Here is a 16,884-nt window from a genome sequence, read left to right on the forward strand (position 1 = left end):
CGGGCCGCCAAGAGCCCGGACCGATGGCATGGTGGAATCTCAGGAGGATCCCGACATGTCCGATTCGGTAAGTGGCTGTACCGAGCCACACACCGCCCTGTCCGCCGCAGACGTCGAGGCCCTGGTCCGCGGCATCTGCTTCAAAACCGGCCCGCCACGCCGCCTCGGGGTCGAGGTGGAATGGCTCGTCCACGAGCTGCGCGCACCGCAGCTCCCCGTCACACCCGAACGACTCGAAGCGGCCTACGCCGCAGTGCGGAACCTGCCTCTGAGGTCGGCGCTCACCGTGGAGCCCGGCGGCCAGCTGGAGCTGAGCTCGCCCCCCGCCGACTCCCTGACGGAGTGCATCGCCACCGTCTCCGCCGACCTCGACGCCGTACGCACGGTTCTGCGCGAGGACGACCTCGCGCTCGTCGGCCTCGGCCACGATCCCTGGCACGAACCCCGCCGGTTCCTGCGCGAACCGCGCTACGACGCCATGGAGCGCTGCCTGGACCGCACGGGCCCCTCCGGCCGGGCCATGATGTGCACCTCCGCCTCCGTGCAGGTGTGCCTCGACGCCGGCCACGAGGAGCCCGGGCCCCTGGGCCTGGTGCGGCGCTGGTGGCTGGCCCATCATCTGGGCCCGGTCCTGGTGGCCGCGTTCGCCAGCTCCCCGCTCGCCGGCCACCGGCCGACCGGCTGGATGTCCTCCCGGCAGTTGCTGTGGACACGGATCGGCGCCGGCCGGGCGGGCGGACCGCCGCTGGACTCCGACCCCCGCGGTGCCTGGGCCCGGCACGTGCTGGACTCCCCCGTGATGTGCGTACGGCAGGACGGCGGGCCCTGGGACGTCCCCGAGGGGCTCACCTTCCGGGAGTGGATCGAGACGGGGGTGCCGAGACCGCCCACGCGGGAGGACCTCGACTACCACGTCACGACGCTGTTCCCGCCGGTCAGGCCACGCGGCCACCTGGAACTGCGCATGATCGACGCGCAGCCCGGGGACGACGGCTGGATCGTGCCGCTGGCCGTGACGGCGGCGCTGTTCGACGACCCGGAGGCCGCCGAGACCGCCTACCGGGCCGTGAAGCCGCTGGCCGAGCGGACGCTGGGGCTGCCCGCGCCGCACAACCCGCTGTGGCTCGACGCGGCCCGCAGCGGGCTGGCCGACGCCGAACTGCGCGAGGTGGCCGTCACATGCTTCACGACCGCGCTGGACGCCCTGCCCCGGCTCGGCGCCGCGCCCGAGGTCATGGAAGCCGTCTCGGCCCATCTGGACCGCTATGTCGTCCGGGGCCGCTGCCCCGCCGACGACCTGCTCGACCGACAGCGCGGCACGGACGGCCGCGCACACGGGAAGGACATCCGCTCATGACCGACACCGATCCCGTCGTCGACGCCGATGCCGTCGACCCCGAGATTCTCCGCGAGCGCGCCGTCGCCTCGCTGGTCGTCGCCCGCGACCGCACCACCCTGCTGACGAGCTGTGTCGAGGAGCCCGACCTGACCGCGCAGCACTCACCGCTGATGTCGCCGCTGGTGTGGGACCTGGCGCACATCGGCAACCAGGAGGAGCAGTGGCTGCTGCGGGCCGTCGCCGGGCAGGAGGCGATACGGCCCGAGATAGACGGCCTCTACGACGCCTTCGAGCACCCGCGGGCCGAACGGCCGAAGCTGCCCCTGCTGTCGCCCGGGGAGGCGCGCACCTACGCGGCCGACGTCCGCGGCCGAGCGCTGGACGTGCTGGAGCGGGCAGCCTTCCACGGGACGCGGCTGACGGAGGCCGGGTTCGCCTTCGGGATGATCGCGCAGCACGAACAGCAGCACGACGAGACCATGCTGATCACGCATCAGCTGCGCAGGGGCCCGCAGGCCCTGACCGCGCCCGACCCGGAGCCGGCGCCGCTGCTCACCGGCCCGTCCGAAGTCCTGGTCCCGGGCGGCCCGTTCACGATGGGCACCTCCGGCGAGCCGTGGGCGCTGGACAACGAGCGTCCCGCACACCGGCGCGAGGTCGCGCCGTTCCACATCGACACCACGCCGGTGACGAACGGCGCGTACCAGGCGTTCATCGAGGACGGCGGCTACGACGACCCGCGCTGGTGGACCACGGACGGCTGGGCCCACATCCGCCGGAACTCCATCGCGCACCCGCTGTACTGGCGGCGGGACGGCAGGCAGTGGCTGCGCCGGCGCTTCGGCCTCACCGAGGTCGTACCGCGCGACGAGCCGGTGCTGCACGTGTGCTGGTACGAGGCCGACGCCTACGCCCGCTGGGCCGGACGCCGGCTGCCCACCGAGGCCGAGTGGGAGAAGGCGGCCCGCCACGACCCGGCCGGTGACCGTTCCATGCGCTACCCGTGGGGGGACGCGGACCCGGGCCCCGAGCACGCCAACCTCGGCCAGCGGCACCTGCGTCCGGCACCGGCCGGGAGCTATCCGGCCGGCGAGTCCCCGCTCGGCGTACGGCAGTTGATCGGCGACGTGTGGGAGTGGACGTCGAGCGACTTCCTGCCGTACCCGGGGTTCAAGGCGTTCCCGTACAAGGAGTACTCGGAGGTCTTCTTCGGGCCCGACTACAAGGTGCTGCGCGGCGGTGCGTTCGCCGTGGACGCGGTGGCCTGCCGGGGCACGTTCCGCAACTGGGACCATCCGATCCGGCGGCAGATCTTCTCCGGCTTCCGCACGGCCCGCTCGGAGGATCTCTGATGTGCCGTCATGTGGCGTACGTGGGGCCGGAGGAGCCGCTCGGGCAGTTCCTGGTGTCGCCCCCGCACGGCCTGTACCGGCAGTCGTGGGCGCCCCGGAAGCAGCGGTACGGGACGGTCAACGCCGACGGTTTCGGAGTCGGCTGGTACGCCGAGGGCGACCCGGTACCGGCCCGGTACCGCCGGGCCGGGCCGATCTGGGCGGACCTGTCCTTCGCCGATCTCGCCCGGGTCGTACGGACCCAGGCGCTGCTCGCGGCCGTGCGGGACGCGACCCTGTCAGGCGCGGACGCGGAGGCCGCGGCGGCGCCGTTCGCCGCGGGGACCTGGCTGTTCAGCCACAACGGCGCGGTCAAGGGCTGGCCGGGTTCGCTCGCGCCGGTGTCCCGGAGCCTGCCACCGGAGGACCTGCTGTCGCTGGAGGCCCGCAACGACTCGGCGCTCGTGTGGGCGCTGGTGCTGGCCCGGCTGCGCGGCGGTGACGAGGAGGGCCAGGCGATGGCCGACACGGTCCTGGAGGTCGCCGCCGCGGCGCCCGGTTCACGGCTCAACCTCCTCCTGACCAACGGCGACACCATCACCGCGACCGCCTGGGGCGACACCCTGTGGTACCTCACCCGGCCCGGCGGCGGCACGGTCGTGGCCTCCGAGCCCTACGACGACGATCCGCACTGGCAGGAGGTCCCCGACCGCACCCTCCTCGCGGCGAGCCGCACCGACGTGCTGCTCACACCGCTGAAGGAGCCGGCCGACCCCCTCGTCCCCACACCGCCTAAGGAGCCCCGTACGTGAGCCCGTTCCGCATCACCCGCACCCTGCCCGAGGACGCCACGGGCGCCGCGCTGCGCGCCGACGTCCACCGGGGACTGACCGGCACCCCCAAGACGCTGCCGCCGAAGTGGTTCTACGACGCCCAGGGCAGCGACCTGTTCGAGAAGATCACCGAACTGCCCGAGTACTACCCCACGCGCGCCGAGCGGGAGATCCTGCTCGGGCGCTCCGGCGACATCGCCGAGGCGACCCGGGCCCGCACCCTGGTCGAACTCGGGTCCGGCTCCTCCGAGAAGACGCGGCACCTGCTGGACGCCCTCACGGAACTGCACACCTACGTCCCCGTGGACGTCAGCGGGAGCGCCCTCACCCAGGCCGGGCAGGCGCTCGCCGCCGAGCGGCCGGGGATCGACGTGCACGCGCTGATCGCCGACTTCACCGCGGAACTGACGCTGCCGGACACGCCGGGGCCCCGGCTGGTGGCGTTCCTGGGCGGCACGATCGGCAATCTGCTGCCCGCCGAGCGCGCCGCGTTCCTGGCGTCCGTGCGGGGCATGCTCGCCCCGGGCGACGCCCTGCTGATGGGCACGGACCTGGTCAAGGACGAGGAGGTGCTGGTCCGGGCGTACGACGACGCGGCCGGGGTGACGGCCGCGTTCAACAAGAACGTGCTCACCGTGATCAACCGTGAGCTCGGCGCCGACTTCGAGCCCGCCGCCTTCGACCACGTGGCCGTATGGGACGCCGAGCACGAGTGGATCGAGATGCGGCTGCGGTCCCGTACGGCGCAGACCGTGAAGGTGCCGGCCCTCGACCTCGCCGTCGACTTCGCGGCGGGCGAGGAGCTGCGCACCGAGGTGTCGGCGAAGTTCCGGCAGGAGGGTGTGCGCACCGAGCTGTCGGCGGCGGGGCTGGAGCCGGCCCACTGGTGGACGGACGATGCGGGCCGGTTCGCGCTGTCGCTGAGCGTGGCGCGCTGACATCGGCGAGCCTTTGGAGGGCGGCGGAGCGGGAGACGACGTCTCGCGCTTCGCCGCCGGGTGGGGCACGGTGGAGTGACGCATGACACCCGTCACTGGAACAGGAGCAGCGGCATGTCGAACCACACCTACCGGGTCACGGAGATCGTCGGGACCTCGCCCGACGGCGTCGACGAGGCCATCCGCAACGGCATCGGCCGAGCCTCGCAGACGCTGCGCAACCTGGACTGGTTCGAGGTGACCCAGGTGCGCGGCCAGCTCGAGAACGGGCAGATCGCGCACTGGCAGGTGGGGCTCAAGGTGGGCTTCCGGCTGGAGGAGGGCGAGTAGGCCGCTGTCGCCTGAACGGCGGACTCAGTCCGGCAGCGGTGCCGAAGTGGAACGCCCCGGCCGCCTGCCCTCCGGCGGGTAGTCGCAGTCGATGCTCGCCACCTCCCGGTCGCCGTCCTCGGAGTCGACCACGGCCACGCCGGTGCAGGCGCGGCCGTGTTCGTCGGTCCAGGTGACGATCTCGCTCCGGTCGGGCTTCGCACAGCCCGTGAGCAGCACGACGCCGAGGAGCGCGGCTCCCGCGAGCGCGCCCTTGTGGCTTCCCTTCATGGCAACCCCCGTTTGTATCCGCTGTGTCATTGACACACGGGGAGTGCCCGGCGGAGGTGAACACTCCGCCAACGCGTGCTCTCAGGTCCTGCCTTCCCGCTCCTGAGCCGCCTTCAGTTCGGCGGAACGAGCGGCCCAGTCGGCCCGGACGACGGTGAAGCCCGCGCGCCGGGCGTCCTCGCAGACGAGTTCGTCGTCGTCCACGAGGACGCTGACCTCGCGCGTGCGGGCGAGCCGCCGCAGGATCTCCAGCTTGGTGAGCCGGGCGGGCCTGCGGTCGGCGTTCGGCCGCATGTACACGCGCCCTTCGGGCAGATCCTGGGCGGCCAGCCAGTCGAGCGTGTCGCGCCGGCAGCGCTCGGGCCGGCCGGTGAGGTAGACGATCTCGCACTCCCGAGCGCTCTCCTGGACCAGCTCGATGCCTTCCGGGAGCGGCGGGTCCTGCGGCGCCGCCGCGAAGAAGCCGTCCCAGTCCCGCGGCCTGCGTTCCAGGAACCGCTGCCGGTGCGCGGTGTCGGCGAGGGTGTTGTCCAGGTCGAACACGGCCAGCGGGGCCTTGCTTCGGTCGTCTTTCACGCTGCCCACCCTAGGACTGCGACGGCTTCCCGTCGCCCGGCAACCTTCACCTCCCGGGCGGCCACTGCTCTGCGACAGCACGCAGGCAGAGACGGGAGGCCGTATGCGCAACACGAGGATCTGGTCGGCGGCGGTGACGGGGGCGGCGCTGGCCATGGCGCTGGGTGGTCCGGCGGGGCCGGCGGCCGCCGCGGGCACGACCCTGGTCGTGGCGCCGGACGGGGACGACTCCGCCCCCGGCACGCTCACCCGGCCGCTGAAGACCATCCAGCGGGCAGTGGACCTGGCGAAGCCCGGCGACACCATCAGCGTGCGCGGCGGGACGTACGCCCTCACGGACAACGTCACCGTCACCACCTCGGGGACCGCGTCCCAGCCCATCACCCTCGCCGCCCACCCGGGCGAGCGTGTGGTCGTCGACGGCGAGAGACTGCCCGCGAGCCACACCCCGGTCGGCGGCAGCATCCCCCGTGCCCAGCGCGGGGCGATCCATATGGAGGCGTCGCACTGGCGGATCTCGGATCTGGAGATCGTCAACGGCCCGTACGGGATCTACTGCGACGGCTGCAACGGCAACGTCTTCTCACGCCTGAGCACGCACGACAACTACGAGTCCGGCTTCCAGCTCCAGGGCGCCTCCAGCGGCAACCAGATCCTGAACCTGGACAGTTACGGCAACCGCGACCCGCGCAAGAACGGGGAGAGCGCCGACGGCCTGGCCGTCAAGGAGGGCAGCGGCACGGGCAATGTGGTGCGCGGCGCCCGGCTGTGGAACAACGTCGACGACGGCTTCGACGCCTGGGAGTTCGCCTCCCCGGTGACGATCGAGAACACGGTGGCGTACGGCAACGGGTTCAACCGCTGGAACTTCCCCGACTTCGCGGGCGACGGCAACGGCTTCAAGCTCGGCGGCGGCAGCCCGGCCCCGGCGGTGGCCCCCACCGTACGCGGCAGCGTGGCCTTCAAGAACGCGAAACACGGCTTCACCGACAACGGCAACCCCGGCTCCCTCGCCCTGAGCCGCAACTCCACCTACGGCAACGCCGGTACGGGATTCGACGCCGACGTCTCGGGCGGGACCGCCCGGCTCACCGGCAACCTGTCCGTCGCGGACCAGCGTGCGGCGGCCGTCGGGGCGAAGACGGTCGCCGACGGCAACTCCTGGAACCTCGGCGGCACATGGAACGCCTCCTCGATGCTGAGCACCGACCCGGCTCCGCTCACCGGTCCCCGGGCGGCGGACGGTTCGCTGCCGAAGGCGCCGGCGTTCCTCGTCCCACGGAACGGCACCGCCGTCGGCGCCCGTTTCTGATCCGGCTCATTTGAGACAGCCTGGCCGGATAAATGGTCCGGACTATTCGCCGGAAACTCCTTCACGCAGGCCGTCGCAGTACCGTCACCCCTTCACCGGGGACGTGAACGAGCCATGACCACAAGTCAATTGACCATCACAGTTGATGGCTCAAGCACGGCACTGACATACTCCGCATTCAGCCTCGCCACCACCCGTGGCCGGGGCTGGTCGGGGATCTCCACACAGAACCCCGAGGCCGTCCGCGTGATTCCGAACCGCGAGTTTCTCGGTTTCACGAGCCCCCCACAGAGCCCGCACCCCCTCACCATGTCCGGCGCCCCTCCACCCTGCTCGAAAGCCGGGCGCGCCACTTGCCCGACGGGGTCGAGTGCGGGGCACGAAGCAGCGAAGAAGGTGCGCCTGTGCCCGAATTCCCACCGCGGCGGGAAGACACTCCCACATTTCCGCTTCCGCACATCGAACACACACCGCCGTCTCGTATATCCGACCATCCCGAATTTCACTCACTGCGTCGCGCGCAGCGGCGGTTCGGCGCCCGGGCGACGATCCTGTCCGTCGGCGGATTCCTGCTGTATGTGCTGCTGTCGAGTTTTGTTCCCGCGGTGATGAACCAGCCGCTCTTCGGCCACCTCACGATCGGACTCACCCTCGGTCTCGGGCAGTTCGTCATCATGGGTGTGACCGCCTGGTGCTATGTCCGGCACATGCGTGACCGGGTCGATCCGCTCGCCCGCGGCCTCAGGTCCCGTCAGTACGAGAACGACAACCGCCGCGCCCGTTCGGCCACGGCGCCCCGCGGCGCCGGGCAGCCCCTCCAGCACGGCACGAGGGGGTTCCGCACGTGGTGACGACCGCCGCCGCCATCGACGACAGCAGCCTGCAGCTGACGTTCGTCCTGTTCCTGACCGTCGTCGTGATCACCCTGTTCACGGCACTGCTGACGGCCCCTCAGCGCGACGAGATCAGCGAGTTCTACCTCGGCAACCGGACCATGTCGCCGTTGCGCAACGGCCTGGCCATGTGCGGCGACTACCTGTCCGCCGCCACCCTGCTGGGCAGCACCGGACTGGTCGCCCTGACCGGGTACGACGGACTGATGTACCTCGGCGGCACCACCGTCGCCTGGATGATGGTGCTGCTGCTGATCGCCGAACCCCTGCACCGCACGGGCAAGTTCACGCTGGGCGACACGGTGGCGCTGCGCCTGCCCCGGCAGCAGCGGCCGGTGCGGGTCGCGCTCGCGGTCTGCATCCTGGCCATCGCGACGCTCTACCTGGTGGCCCAGCTCGTCGGCAGCGTGGCGCTGTTGACGCAGTTCACCGGAGCGCCGAGCGCCACCACCCGCACCCTGTGCGTGGCCGTGATCGGAACGTTCGTGATCCTGTACGCCTCCCTCGGCGGCATGCCCGGCGCCACGGTCATCCAGATCATCAAGGCCGTGATGCTGGTGGTGGGCGTGCTGTTCACCGCAGGCTGGGTGCTGTACCACTTCGACTGGAACCCCAACGCCCTGCTGGAGAGGGCGTCCGAACGCAGCGGTTCCGGCCTGAGCTTCCTCGAACCCGGGCTGCGCTACGGCGGGACCGTCAGCAACAAGCTGGACTTCTTCAGCCTCGAACTGGCCATCGTCCTCGGCCTCGCCGCGCTCCCGCATGTTCTGATGCGGCTGCTCGCCCCACGCAAGAGCGGCGTACTGCGCTCCTCCCTCCTCTGGGCCGTCGGCCTGGTCGGCGCGGTCTGTTTCGGGGCCGGCATCCTCGGCCTCGGCGCCACCGCGCTCCTCGGCCGGGACACCATCGAGAACACGGACCGCACCGGCAACGCCTCCGTTCTGCTGCTCGCCCACGAGCTGGGCGGCAGTGTGCTCACCGCGCTGCTGACCTGTCTGGCCTATCTGACCCTGCTCGCCGTGGCGGTGGGCCTCACCCTGGCCGCGGCCTCGTCCCTCGCGCACGACCTGTACAGCGAGGTGATCCGCAAGGGCCAGGCCAGCGAGACGGAGGAACTGACCGTGGCCCGGCTGTCCGGAGCGGTCATCGGCATCCTCGGCATCCTGCTGGCCCTCGTCGCTTGGGGGGCGAACACCGCGACGCTCGCCTTCCTCGCCTTCGCCATCGCGGCGTCCGCGATCCTGCCGACGATCATCTACACCCTCTTCTGGCGGCGCTTCACGGCGAAGGGGGCGCTGCTCAGTCTCTACGGCGGTCTGGCCTGCTCCGTCGTGCTCGCCGTGTTCTCCCCCGTCGTCTCCTCCGCCCCGGCCTCCTTCTACCCCGACGTCGACTTCGCCTGGTTCCCGCTCCAGAACCCGGGCATCGTCTCCATCCCCGCGGGCTTCCTGCTGGGCTGGCTCGGCACGGTGCTGGACAAGGGCCCGGCCGAGGAGAGCAGCGTGCACGAGGAGTTCGAGGTGCGGATGCTGGTGGGCGCCGACGACTGACTCGCCCCCTGGGGGCATCGGTGGTCGGGCACCGGGGACGCACATTGTTAATGGGATCCATTTTCATGTAGCGTCCTCGATGCCCGACCACGAGGAGGAGTCCCATGGCTGTCCCGAAGCGGAAGATGTCCCGCAGCAACACCCGCCACCGCCGCGCCCAGTGGAAGGCGGCCACCCCGACACTGGTCCCGGTCACCGTCGACGGGGTCCGCCACCTCGTACCGCAGAACCTGGTCAAGGCTTACGAGCGAGGCCTGCTGCGTCCGTAGAAGTGCGCGCGGACCCGGCGCAGCCATGCCTCGACCTGCGCCTCGTCGGGTTCGTCCGGCAGTGCCGTGGGGCCGGCGTCGAAGGCGGCCTCGTAGTGTCTGAGCAGGGGCAGCGCGGCCGACGGGTCGGCGGCGACGCGCTCCCCTAAGGCGTGGTACTCCTCCGGGTTCTCGACGCGGATCGTCAACCGCCCGGTGGTGTACAGCTCCAGGCCCTGCCCGCACAGCCGCTTGAGATGCCGAGCGTGCTTCGCGGTGCGCCTGCGGGAGTCCCCCGAGAACGAGCCGTCGCCGCGCGCCTCGAGCCGCCGGAACTGCTGGGTGGCGTAGCCGAGGTAGGCGTCCCGGACGCGCTTGGCGCACAGGAATGCCGTACGGATGCCGATGAGCTCGTCGCCGAGCGGGGTCCGCACCTCGTACAGCCCGTCCGGGAGCCAGACCAGCTCCATCGCGGTCGGATTGCCGCCCAGTGCGAGCCGGCACCATTTGGCGGCCTCGTGCAGCGTGCTGTCCGGCGCCGTGCTGACGTGGGACTCCTTGGGCCGGCGCAGACCGTGCAGCTCTGCGGTGGGCGCCGCGAACATGCCGAGGCGGTCGATGTCGGAACCCTCGCGGGCGAGTCCGTACGCGGTCGATCCGACGATGCCGGAGAGCAGGACGTTGGGGACGGTCACAGTCGGCCGCCTTTCACTACGGGATACCGGGCCATTCTCCTGACCTGCCAGGACACGGTCACCCGGTTTTCCGGCGGTGGTCCCCGCCCCGGGCCGGCGGAATACCGGCGGCCCCGTGCGGCGTAGAACCTCGTATGGAACCAGTACGCCTGTCCGTCCTCGACCGCTCCCGCACCCGCGAGGGCCACACCCACCCCGAGGCGCTGCGGGACACCGTGCGGCTGGCGGGGGAGCTGGAGCGGCTCGGGTACCACCGGGTCTGGGTGTCGGAGCATCACGGCGTTCCCGGGGTCGCCGGTTCCGCGCCGACCGTGCTGGCCGCCGCCGTCGCCGCCGGGACCCGGACGATCCGGGTGGGCACCGGCGGGGTGATGCTGCCCAATCACCGGCCGCTGGTCGTGGCCGAGCAGTTCGGGGTGCTGGAGTCGCTGTTCCCCGGGCGGATCGACATGGGACTGGGCCGGTCCGTCGGCTTCACGGACGGGGTGCGCAGGGCCCTGGGCCGCGACAAGGACGACGCCGAGGACTTCGAGGACCAGCTGCGGGAGCTGCTCGGCTGGTTCCGGGGCACCTCCCCCACCGGGGTCCATGCCCGCCCCGCCGAGGGGCTGACCGTGCCGCCGTTCGTCCTGGCCATGGGCGAGGGCGCCGGCATCGCCGCCCGCGCGGGCCTGCCCATGGTCATCGGTGATCTCCGGAACCGGGAGAAGATGCGGCGCGGCATCGACCACTACCGCGACCACTTCCGCCCCTCCGCCTGGGCGCCGGAGCCGTACGTCGTCATCTCGGGCACGATCGCCGTGGCCGCCACCCCCGAGGAGGCCCGGCGGCTGCTGGTCCCGGAGGCCTGGGCGATGGCGTACTCCCGTACCCACGGCACCTTCCCTCCCCTGCCGCCCGCCGAGCGCGTCGAGGCGCTCACCATGACAGGCAAGGTGCGCGGCTTCTACGAGGCAGGCCTCGCAGGTCATGTCGTCGGCACCGAGGAGCAGGTGGCCGCTGAGCTGGAGACGCTGCTCAAGGAGACGGGCGCCCAGGAGGTCCTGGTCACCACCAGCACGTACGACCGCGAGGCCCTGCTGGACTCCTACCGGCGGCTGGCCGCGATCGCCTCCGGTTAGAGTCCTGCCCATGCACGACCCCCACACCTCCCACGACCCTTACGTCCGCGTCCGCGGCGCCCGCGAGCACAATCTCCAGGGCATCGACGTCGACATCCCCCGGGACGTGCTGGCCGTGTTCACCGGCGTGTCCGGCTCGGGCAAGTCGTCACTGGCGTTCGGCACGATCTACGCGGAGGCTCAGCGGCGCTACTTCGAGTCGGTCGCGCCGTACGCGCGCCGGCTGATCCACCAGGTCGGCGCGCCGAAGGTCGGAGAGATCACCGGCCTGCCCCCGGCGGTCTCGCTCCAGCAGCGCCGCGCGGCCCCCACCTCGCGCTCCTCCGTCGGCACCGTCACCAACCTCTCCAACTCCCTGCGCATGCTGTTCTCCCGGGCCGGCACCTACCCGCCCGGCGCCGAGCGTCTCGACTCCGACGCGTTCTCGCCCAACACGGCGGCCGGGGCCTGCCCGGAGTGCCACGGGCTCGGGCAGGTGCACCGTACGAGCGAGGAGTCGCTGGTTCCCGACCCGTCGCTGTCGATCCGCGAGGGCGCGATCGCCGCGTGGCCGGGCGCCTGGCAGGGCAAGAACCTGCGGGACATCCTGGACGCGCTCGGCCACGACGTGGACCGGCCGTGGCGGGAGCTGCCCGCCGCGGCCCGGGAGTGGATCCTGTTCACGGACGAGCAGCCGGTGGTCACCGTGCATCCGGTGCGGGACGCGGACCGCATCCAGCGGCCGTACCAGGGCACGTACATGAGCGCCCGGCGGTACGTGATGAAGACCTTCTCGGACTCCAAGAGCCCGACCCTGCGGACGAAGGCCGAACGGTTCCTGACCAGTGCGCCCTGCTCGGCCTGCGGTGGCAGCCGGCTGCGTCCCGAGGCGATGGCGGTGACGTTCGGCGGCCGGACCATCGCGGAGCTGGCGGCGCTGCCGCTGGTGGAGCTGGACGCCGGTCTCGACGGGACATCGGAGACCGCCCGGGTCCTCACCGGCGACCTCACCTCCCGGATCGCACCGGTCGTCGAACTGGGCCTCGGCTACCTCAGCCTCGACCGGCCCACCCCCACCCTCTCCGCCGGCGAACTGCAGCGCCTGCGCCTCGCCACCCAGCTGCGCTCCGGCCTGTTCGGCGTCGTCTACGTCCTCGACGAGCCGTCGGCCGGACTGCACCCGGCGGACACCGAGGCACTGCTCACGGTGCTGGAGCGGCTGAAGACGGCCGGGAACTCGGTGTTCGTGGTGGAGCACCACCTCGACGTCGTACGCGGCGCCGACTGGCTGGTGGACGTGGGCCCCGACGCGGGCGAGCACGGCGGGCGGGTGCTGCACAGCGGCCCGGTGGCGGAGCTGGCCGCCGTCGAGGAATCGGCGACCGCCCGCTACCTGTTCGACCGCTCCCCCGCCCCGGCCCGGGAGGTCCGGGAACCGAGCGGGTGGCTGAGGACCGGCCCGGTCACCCGGCACAACCTGCGCGGCGTGACCGCCGAGTTCCCGCTCGGCGTGTTCACCGCGGTCACGGGGGTGTCCGGCTCGGGCAAGTCCACGCTCATCGGCGAGATCACCGAGGACAGGGCGGACACTGCGGGGGTGGGCCGGCTGGTCTCGGTCGACCAGAAGCCGATCGGGCGCACTCCGCGTTCGAACCTCGCGACCTACACCGGACTCTTCGACGTGGTGCGCAAGGTGTTCGCGGCGACGGACGGCGCCCTCGAACGGGGCTTCGGCGTCGGCCGGTTCTCCTTCAACGTGGCGGGCGGGCGCTGTGAGACCTGCCAGGGCGAGGGGTTCGTCAGCGTGGAGCTGCTGTTCCTGCCGAGCACGTACGCGCCCTGCCCGGACTGCGGCGGGGCCCGGTACAACCCCGGCACATTGGAAGTGACGTACCGGGGACGGAACATCGCGCAGGTGCTGGACCTGACGGTGGAGAGCGCGGCGGGGTTCTTCGCGGACACCCCGGCCGTGGCCCGCAGCCTCAACACCCTGCTGGACGTGGGCCTCGGCTATCTGCGCCTCGGCCAGCCCGCGACCGAACTGTCCGGCGGCGAGGCGCAGCGCATCAAGCTGGCGAGCGAGCTGCAGCGCGGCCGACGGGGCCACACGCTCTACCTCCTCGACGAGCCGACCACCGGTCTCCACCCGGCCGACGTGGACGTCCTGATGCGGCAGTTGCACAGTCTCGTCGACGCCGGGCACACCGTGATCGTCGTCGAGCACGACATGTCCGTCGTCGCGCGCGCGGACTGGGTGATCGACCTCGGCCCGGGCGGCGGCGACGCGGGCGGCCGGATCGTGGCGGCGGGGCCGCCCGCGGAGGTGGCACGGGCGGAGCCGGGCGCCACGGCACGGTATCTGGGCCGGGCGCTCGGCGGGGGCCCGTCGTAGACGGCCGGCGGGACCGGTCGTGGCCGGTCAGCGGGCGGCGAGCAGACCGGCGACGAGGTCCCGGGGCAGGCCGTGGGTGTCGTGGAGGTAGCCGTAGTCCTCTTCGCTGAGCGGTCCCTGGTATTCGGGCCGGGACAGCAGACGCCTGCCCCGTTCGAGGAGCCTGCCGAACCGCTGTTCCTCGTCGAGGAGGACCTCCCGGACGAGGTCCCGGCCGATGGACTGGCGGAAGTGGTCGAGGGTGTGCTCGATCGGCTCCGGGGGCAGGTCGGCGAGGGTGCGGGAGGAGTCGCCGCGCCCGAGCGTGGTGAGGAGACGGCGGATCAGCCGGCGCAGGACGTAGCCGCGGCCGGTGTTCGAGGGCCGTACGCCGTCGCCGAGCACGACGATGCCGGCGCGCAGGTGGTCGCTGACCAGGCGGGTCGACGGCCCGTCCAGGCCCCACAGCGAGGGCACGGTCCGCATCCACGGTTCGAAGACGTCCGTGTCGTAGACCGACCGGTGCCCCTGCAGTACGGCGACGAGGCGTTCAAGGCCCATGCCCGTGTCGACGCCGGGCTGTCGCAGGGGGACGAGAGTGCCGTCGCTGTGGCGCTCGTAGCGCATGTGGACGTGGTTCCAGAGTTCCGTCCAGCGTGGGTCGGTGCCGGGAGTGCCCTGGGGCGGAGTGCCGGGCTCGCCGGTCCAGACGAAGATCTCCGAGTCGGGGCCGCACGGGCCGGCCGGGCCGTTGGACCACCAGTTCTCGTCCCCGGCCCGTTCCACCGGCAGCCCCAAGTCCTCCCAGACGCGCAGTGATTCGGTGTCGGGGCCGAGCTGTTCGGATCCGCCGAAGACCGTGACGTGCAGCCGCTCGTGCGGGATGCCGAATCCGTCACGCAGCAGTTCGTATCCCCAGCGGAGCGACTGGGCGTGGTCGTAGTCGCCCAGTGACCAGGAGCCGAGCATCTCGAACACCGTCAGGTGCGTGGTGTCGCCGATCTCGTCCAGGTCGGTGGTGCGCAGGCAGCGCTGGAGGTTGACCAGCCGCCGCCCCTGCGGATGCGGGCGGCCGAGCAGATACGGCGTGAGGGGCTGCATGCCGGCCGTGGTGAAGAGCACCGGGTCCGAGGGCGGGGGCAGCAGTGTGCTGCCGGTGACGAGCCGGTGCCCGCGCTCATGGAAGAAGTCGTTGAACGTCCGTACGGTCCGGTCCGTGTCCATGGCGGTCTCCTTGAGGTCGGGGGACCGGAACGAACCGCGCCGGGAAAGCCGGAGAGTACGGGGCTACGGGAGTCCTGGCGGTCCGTCTCCGGCCGCCGGGAAGGGGTGACGAGGTCAGGCGTCGGCAGCCGTTGAGCTGGTCGCTCGCGCGGCTGCGGCGTCGGTGCGCTTGATGACCTCCATGGCTGCGACGGTAACAGCGGGCGCGGGAACCGTCGCCGGATTTTTCGTGCCGCCGTACGGCCGGGTCAGCAGCGCGGCGTGTGTCCAGGCCGGCTGTGCGGGCGGCGCCGGCTGGGCGGCCCGGGCGAGCGAGCGCCGGTCGGGGTGGGCACCCGGGGGTATGACGGCCTGTACGTCCACCTCGGCCACCAGTCCGCGTGCCGACACCACACGCCAGACCGAGGCCGGCAGCGTGTCGTCGCCGACGAAGGCGGGCGCGGTGCTCGTGGACCCGCCGGCGATCCGGTACTGAAGGTGCACGGGCTGGACCGCGGCCCCCGCGTCCAGGGCGGCCTGGAAGACGGCCCGGCGGAAGACCCCCTGGGAGCGGCCGCACCAGGTGCTGCCCTCGGGGAAGACGCCGACGGCCCGGCCCTCGCGCAGCACCTCGGCGATGCGGGCGACGGTGCCGGGCAGGGCCCGCAGCCGGTCCCGGTCGATGAACAGGACACCGCCGCGCGCGGCCAGCGGCCCGGCGACGGGCCAGTGCCGCACCTCGGTCTTGGCCAGCATCCGGGCGGGACGTACGGCGGCCAGCAGCGGGATGTCCAGCCAGGAGATGTGGTTGGCGACCAGCAGCAGTCCGCCGGTGGGGGCGGCGGCGCCGGTGATGCGGACCTGGACCCCTGCGGCCCGCACGATCCACCGGCACCACCGCCGGACCAGGGACGCCGGTATCCGTGCACCGACCGGAGTCAGCACGATCCCGGCGAGGACGAGCAGGACAACCGCTGTGAGCCGCAGCACGGCCCAGGGCACGGCCCTCGCCACCGGCTCGACACAGGCCCGGGGCGTACAGGGCGCGAGGGGCAGCCAGGCGCTCATCAGGCCGGTACGAGGGAGAGGAAGTGGCGCAGGTAGCGCGAGTTGACCCGGCTCATCGGCAGCAGCACCAACAGGTCGGCGACGCCGAAGTCCGGGTCGTGGGCCGGCTCGCCGCACACCCAGGCGCCGAGACGCAGGTAGCCGCGGAGCAGGGCGGGCAGTTCGACGCGGGCGGCGGGCGCGGGGCCCGGGATCCACGGCAGCAGCGGCCGGACGCGGTACTCCTGCGGCGACAGGTGCTTGTCTCGCACCCGGTCCCAGGTGGCGGAGGCGAGGGCGCCGCCGTCGGCCAGCGGGATGGAGCAGCACCCGGCGAGCCACTCGTGGCCGCGGTCGACCATGTAGCGGGCGATACCGGCCCAGATGAGGCTGATGACCGCGCCGTCACGGTGGTCGGGGTGCACACAGGAGCGGCCGACCTCGACGAGTTCCGGCCGGATCCCGCCGAGGGAGGTCAGATCGAACTCGCTCTCGGAGTACAGTCGCCCGGCGACCGCCGCGCGCTCCGGCGGCAGCAGCCGGTAGGTGCCGACGACCTGGCCGGTCGTCTCCTCGCGGACGAGCAGGTGGTCGCAGTAGGCGTCGAACGAGTCGACGTCGAGGCCCGGCTGCGGGCCGGTCAGCAGGGCGCCCAGCTCCCCTGCGAAGACGTCGTGCCGCAGCCGCTGCGCGGCACGCACGTCCTCCTCGTTCCGGGCGAGGGCGACGGTGTAGCGGGTGGGGGCCGTGGGCTGCGCGGGGCGGTCGACGGTCAGTACGCCGGTCATGGCTCTCTCCTGGTCACGGGCCGGAGGCGGCGAGCGGTGCCGCCGCCCACTGTTGTGCCC

Annotated in this window: 17 protein-coding genes; 11 read left to right on the forward strand and 6 right to left on the reverse strand. The window is 72.2% G+C overall.

Features of this window, described 5'->3' with window-relative positions; all coding sequences use genetic code 11:
- The first annotated feature begins 55 nt into the window (after positions 1-55).
- The 5 genes from egtA (at position 56) to ACFT32_RS05050 (ending at position 4,771) form a co-directional block, all read left to right on the forward strand.
- Complete coding sequence (egtA, locus tag ACFT32_RS05030; RefSeq protein ID WP_382485939.1) at positions 56-1,357, forward strand: ergothioneine biosynthesis glutamate--cysteine ligase EgtA; 1,302 nt, start codon at positions 56-58, stop codon at positions 1,355-1,357.
- Complete coding sequence (gene egtB / locus ACFT32_RS05035) at positions 1,354-2,691, forward strand: ergothioneine biosynthesis protein EgtB (protein WP_382485941.1); 1,338 nt, start codon at positions 1,354-1,356, stop codon at positions 2,689-2,691. Before egtA ends, egtB begins: the two co-directional genes overlap by 4 nt.
- Complete coding sequence (gene egtC / locus ACFT32_RS05040; RefSeq protein WP_382485943.1) at positions 2,691-3,482, forward strand: ergothioneine biosynthesis protein EgtC; 792 nt, start codon at positions 2,691-2,693, stop codon at positions 3,480-3,482. Before egtB ends, egtC begins: the two co-directional genes overlap by 1 nt.
- Entirely contained in the window at positions 3,479-4,441 is a 963-nt protein-coding gene (egtD, locus tag ACFT32_RS05045; protein ID WP_382485945.1) for an L-histidine N(alpha)-methyltransferase, read from the forward strand. Before egtC ends, egtD begins: the two co-directional genes overlap by 4 nt.
- Before the next feature lie 114 nt (positions 4,442-4,555).
- Positions 4,556-4,771 (forward strand): dodecin, encoded by a 216-nt coding sequence (locus ACFT32_RS05050; protein ID WP_382485947.1) that lies wholly within the window; start codon positions 4,556-4,558, stop codon positions 4,769-4,771.
- Between the two features lie 24 nt (positions 4,772-4,795).
- Here the strand turns inward: ACFT32_RS05050 and ACFT32_RS05055 are convergent, their stop codons facing one another.
- A complete protein-coding gene (locus ACFT32_RS05055; protein WP_382485949.1) occupies positions 4,796-5,041 on the reverse strand; it encodes a hypothetical protein in 246 nt (81 codons plus the stop codon).
- A gap of 81 nt (positions 5,042-5,122) precedes the next feature.
- Positions 5,123-5,617 carry a hypothetical protein gene (locus ACFT32_RS05060; RefSeq protein WP_382485950.1) on the reverse strand — a complete coding sequence of 165 codons (495 nt, stop codon included), beginning with the start codon at positions 5,615-5,617 and terminating at the stop codon, positions 5,123-5,125.
- A 103-nt stretch (positions 5,618-5,720) separates the two neighbouring features.
- Between ACFT32_RS05060 and ACFT32_RS05065 the strand changes: the two genes are divergently transcribed.
- The 4 genes from ACFT32_RS05065 to rpmF all read left to right on the forward strand — a co-directional run bounded on the left by ACFT32_RS05065 (position 5,721) and on the right by rpmF (position 9,641).
- Positions 5,721-6,929 (forward strand): right-handed parallel beta-helix repeat-containing protein, encoded by a 1,209-nt coding sequence (locus ACFT32_RS05065; RefSeq protein ID WP_382485952.1) that lies wholly within the window; start codon positions 5,721-5,723, stop codon positions 6,927-6,929.
- A gap of 404 nt (positions 6,930-7,333) precedes the next feature.
- On the forward strand, positions 7,334-7,780 hold the full coding sequence (locus tag ACFT32_RS05070) for a DUF485 domain-containing protein (RefSeq protein WP_382485954.1): 447 nt from the start codon (positions 7,334-7,336) through the stop codon (positions 7,778-7,780).
- Positions 7,777-9,372: a cation acetate symporter gene (locus ACFT32_RS05075; RefSeq protein ID WP_382487039.1), complete on the forward strand. Its 1,596-nt coding sequence runs from the start codon at positions 7,777-7,779 to the stop codon at positions 9,370-9,372. Before ACFT32_RS05070 ends, ACFT32_RS05075 begins: the two co-directional genes overlap by 4 nt.
- A gap of 104 nt (positions 9,373-9,476) precedes the next feature.
- A complete protein-coding gene (rpmF, locus tag ACFT32_RS05080) occupies positions 9,477-9,641 on the forward strand; it encodes a 50S ribosomal protein L32 (RefSeq protein ID WP_382485956.1) in 165 nt (54 codons plus the stop codon).
- Here the strand turns inward: rpmF and ACFT32_RS05085 are convergent.
- Positions 9,614-10,315 carry a DNA polymerase beta superfamily protein gene (locus ACFT32_RS05085; RefSeq protein WP_382485958.1) on the reverse strand — a complete coding sequence of 234 codons (702 nt, stop codon included), beginning with the start codon at positions 10,313-10,315 and terminating at the stop codon, positions 9,614-9,616. The two genes, rpmF and ACFT32_RS05085, sit on opposite strands and share 28 nt — an antisense overlap.
- 134 nt (positions 10,316-10,449) lie before the next feature.
- Between ACFT32_RS05085 and ACFT32_RS05090 the strand changes: the two genes are divergently transcribed.
- Together ACFT32_RS05090 and ACFT32_RS05095 are read left to right on the forward strand one after the other, a co-directional pair.
- On the forward strand, positions 10,450-11,436 hold the full coding sequence (locus ACFT32_RS05090) for an LLM class flavin-dependent oxidoreductase (RefSeq protein ID WP_382485960.1): 987 nt from the start codon (positions 10,450-10,452) through the stop codon (positions 11,434-11,436).
- A 10-nt stretch (positions 11,437-11,446) separates the two neighbouring features.
- Positions 11,447-13,807, forward strand: a complete 2,361-nt coding sequence (locus ACFT32_RS05095) for an ATP-binding cassette domain-containing protein (RefSeq protein WP_382485962.1) — start codon at positions 11,447-11,449, stop codon at positions 13,805-13,807.
- A 27-nt stretch (positions 13,808-13,834) separates the two neighbouring features.
- Here the strand turns inward: ACFT32_RS05095 and ACFT32_RS05100 are convergent, their stop codons facing one another.
- The 3 genes from ACFT32_RS05100 to ACFT32_RS05110 form a co-directional block, all read right to left on the reverse strand.
- Positions 13,835-15,010 (reverse strand): alanine--tRNA ligase-related protein, encoded by a 1,176-nt coding sequence (locus ACFT32_RS05100; RefSeq protein ID WP_382485964.1) that lies wholly within the window; start codon positions 15,008-15,010, stop codon positions 13,835-13,837.
- 114 nt (positions 15,011-15,124) lie between these two features.
- Positions 15,125-16,057: a lysophospholipid acyltransferase family protein gene (locus ACFT32_RS05105; protein WP_382485966.1), complete on the reverse strand. Its 933-nt coding sequence runs from the start codon at positions 16,055-16,057 to the stop codon at positions 15,125-15,127.
- Positions 16,057-16,824 carry a GNAT family N-acetyltransferase gene (locus ACFT32_RS05110; protein WP_382485968.1) on the reverse strand — a complete coding sequence of 256 codons (768 nt, stop codon included), beginning with the start codon at positions 16,822-16,824 and terminating at the stop codon, positions 16,057-16,059. The genes ACFT32_RS05105 and ACFT32_RS05110 overlap by 1 nt, the downstream gene beginning before the upstream one ends.
- Positions 16,825-16,884 lie beyond the last annotated feature (60 nt).

It is taken from the genome of Streptomyces sp. NPDC057002 (assembly GCF_042673825.1).
Taxonomy (GTDB): Bacteria; Actinomycetota; Actinomycetes; order Streptomycetales; family Streptomycetaceae; genus Streptomyces.

Excerpts from the sequence above, each read along its gene's own strand:
- egtB (WP_382485941.1), top strand. The coding sequence starts at position 1,354 with ATGACCGACACCGATCCCGTCGTCGACGCCGATGCCGTCGACCCCGAG.
- ACFT32_RS05090 (WP_382485960.1), top strand. The coding sequence starts at position 10,450 with ATGGAACCAGTACGCCTGTCCGTCCTCGACCGCTCCCGCACCCGCGAG.
- ACFT32_RS05110 (WP_382485968.1), bottom strand. The coding sequence starts at position 16,824 with ATGACCGGCGTACTGACCGTCGACCGCCCCGCGCAGCCCACGGCCCCC.
- egtC (WP_382485943.1), top strand. The coding sequence starts at position 2,691 with ATGTGCCGTCATGTGGCGTACGTGGGGCCGGAGGAGCCGCTCGGGCAG.
- ACFT32_RS05050 (WP_382485947.1), top strand. The coding sequence starts at position 4,556 with ATGTCGAACCACACCTACCGGGTCACGGAGATCGTCGGGACCTCGCCC.
- ACFT32_RS05065 (WP_382485952.1), top strand. The coding sequence starts at position 5,721 with ATGCGCAACACGAGGATCTGGTCGGCGGCGGTGACGGGGGCGGCGCTG.
- ACFT32_RS05100 (WP_382485964.1), bottom strand. The coding sequence starts at position 15,010 with ATGGACACGGACCGGACCGTACGGACGTTCAACGACTTCTTCCATGAG.
- ACFT32_RS05055 (WP_382485949.1), bottom strand. The coding sequence starts at position 5,041 with ATGAAGGGAAGCCACAAGGGCGCGCTCGCGGGAGCCGCGCTCCTCGGC.
- ACFT32_RS05095 (WP_382485962.1), top strand. The coding sequence starts at position 11,447 with ATGCACGACCCCCACACCTCCCACGACCCTTACGTCCGCGTCCGCGGC.
- egtA (WP_382485939.1), top strand. The coding sequence starts at position 56 with ATGTCCGATTCGGTAAGTGGCTGTACCGAGCCACACACCGCCCTGTCC.
- rpmF (WP_382485956.1), top strand. The coding sequence starts at position 9,477 with ATGGCTGTCCCGAAGCGGAAGATGTCCCGCAGCAACACCCGCCACCGC.
- ACFT32_RS05105 (WP_382485966.1), bottom strand. The coding sequence starts at position 16,057 with ATGAGCGCCTGGCTGCCCCTCGCGCCCTGTACGCCCCGGGCCTGTGTC.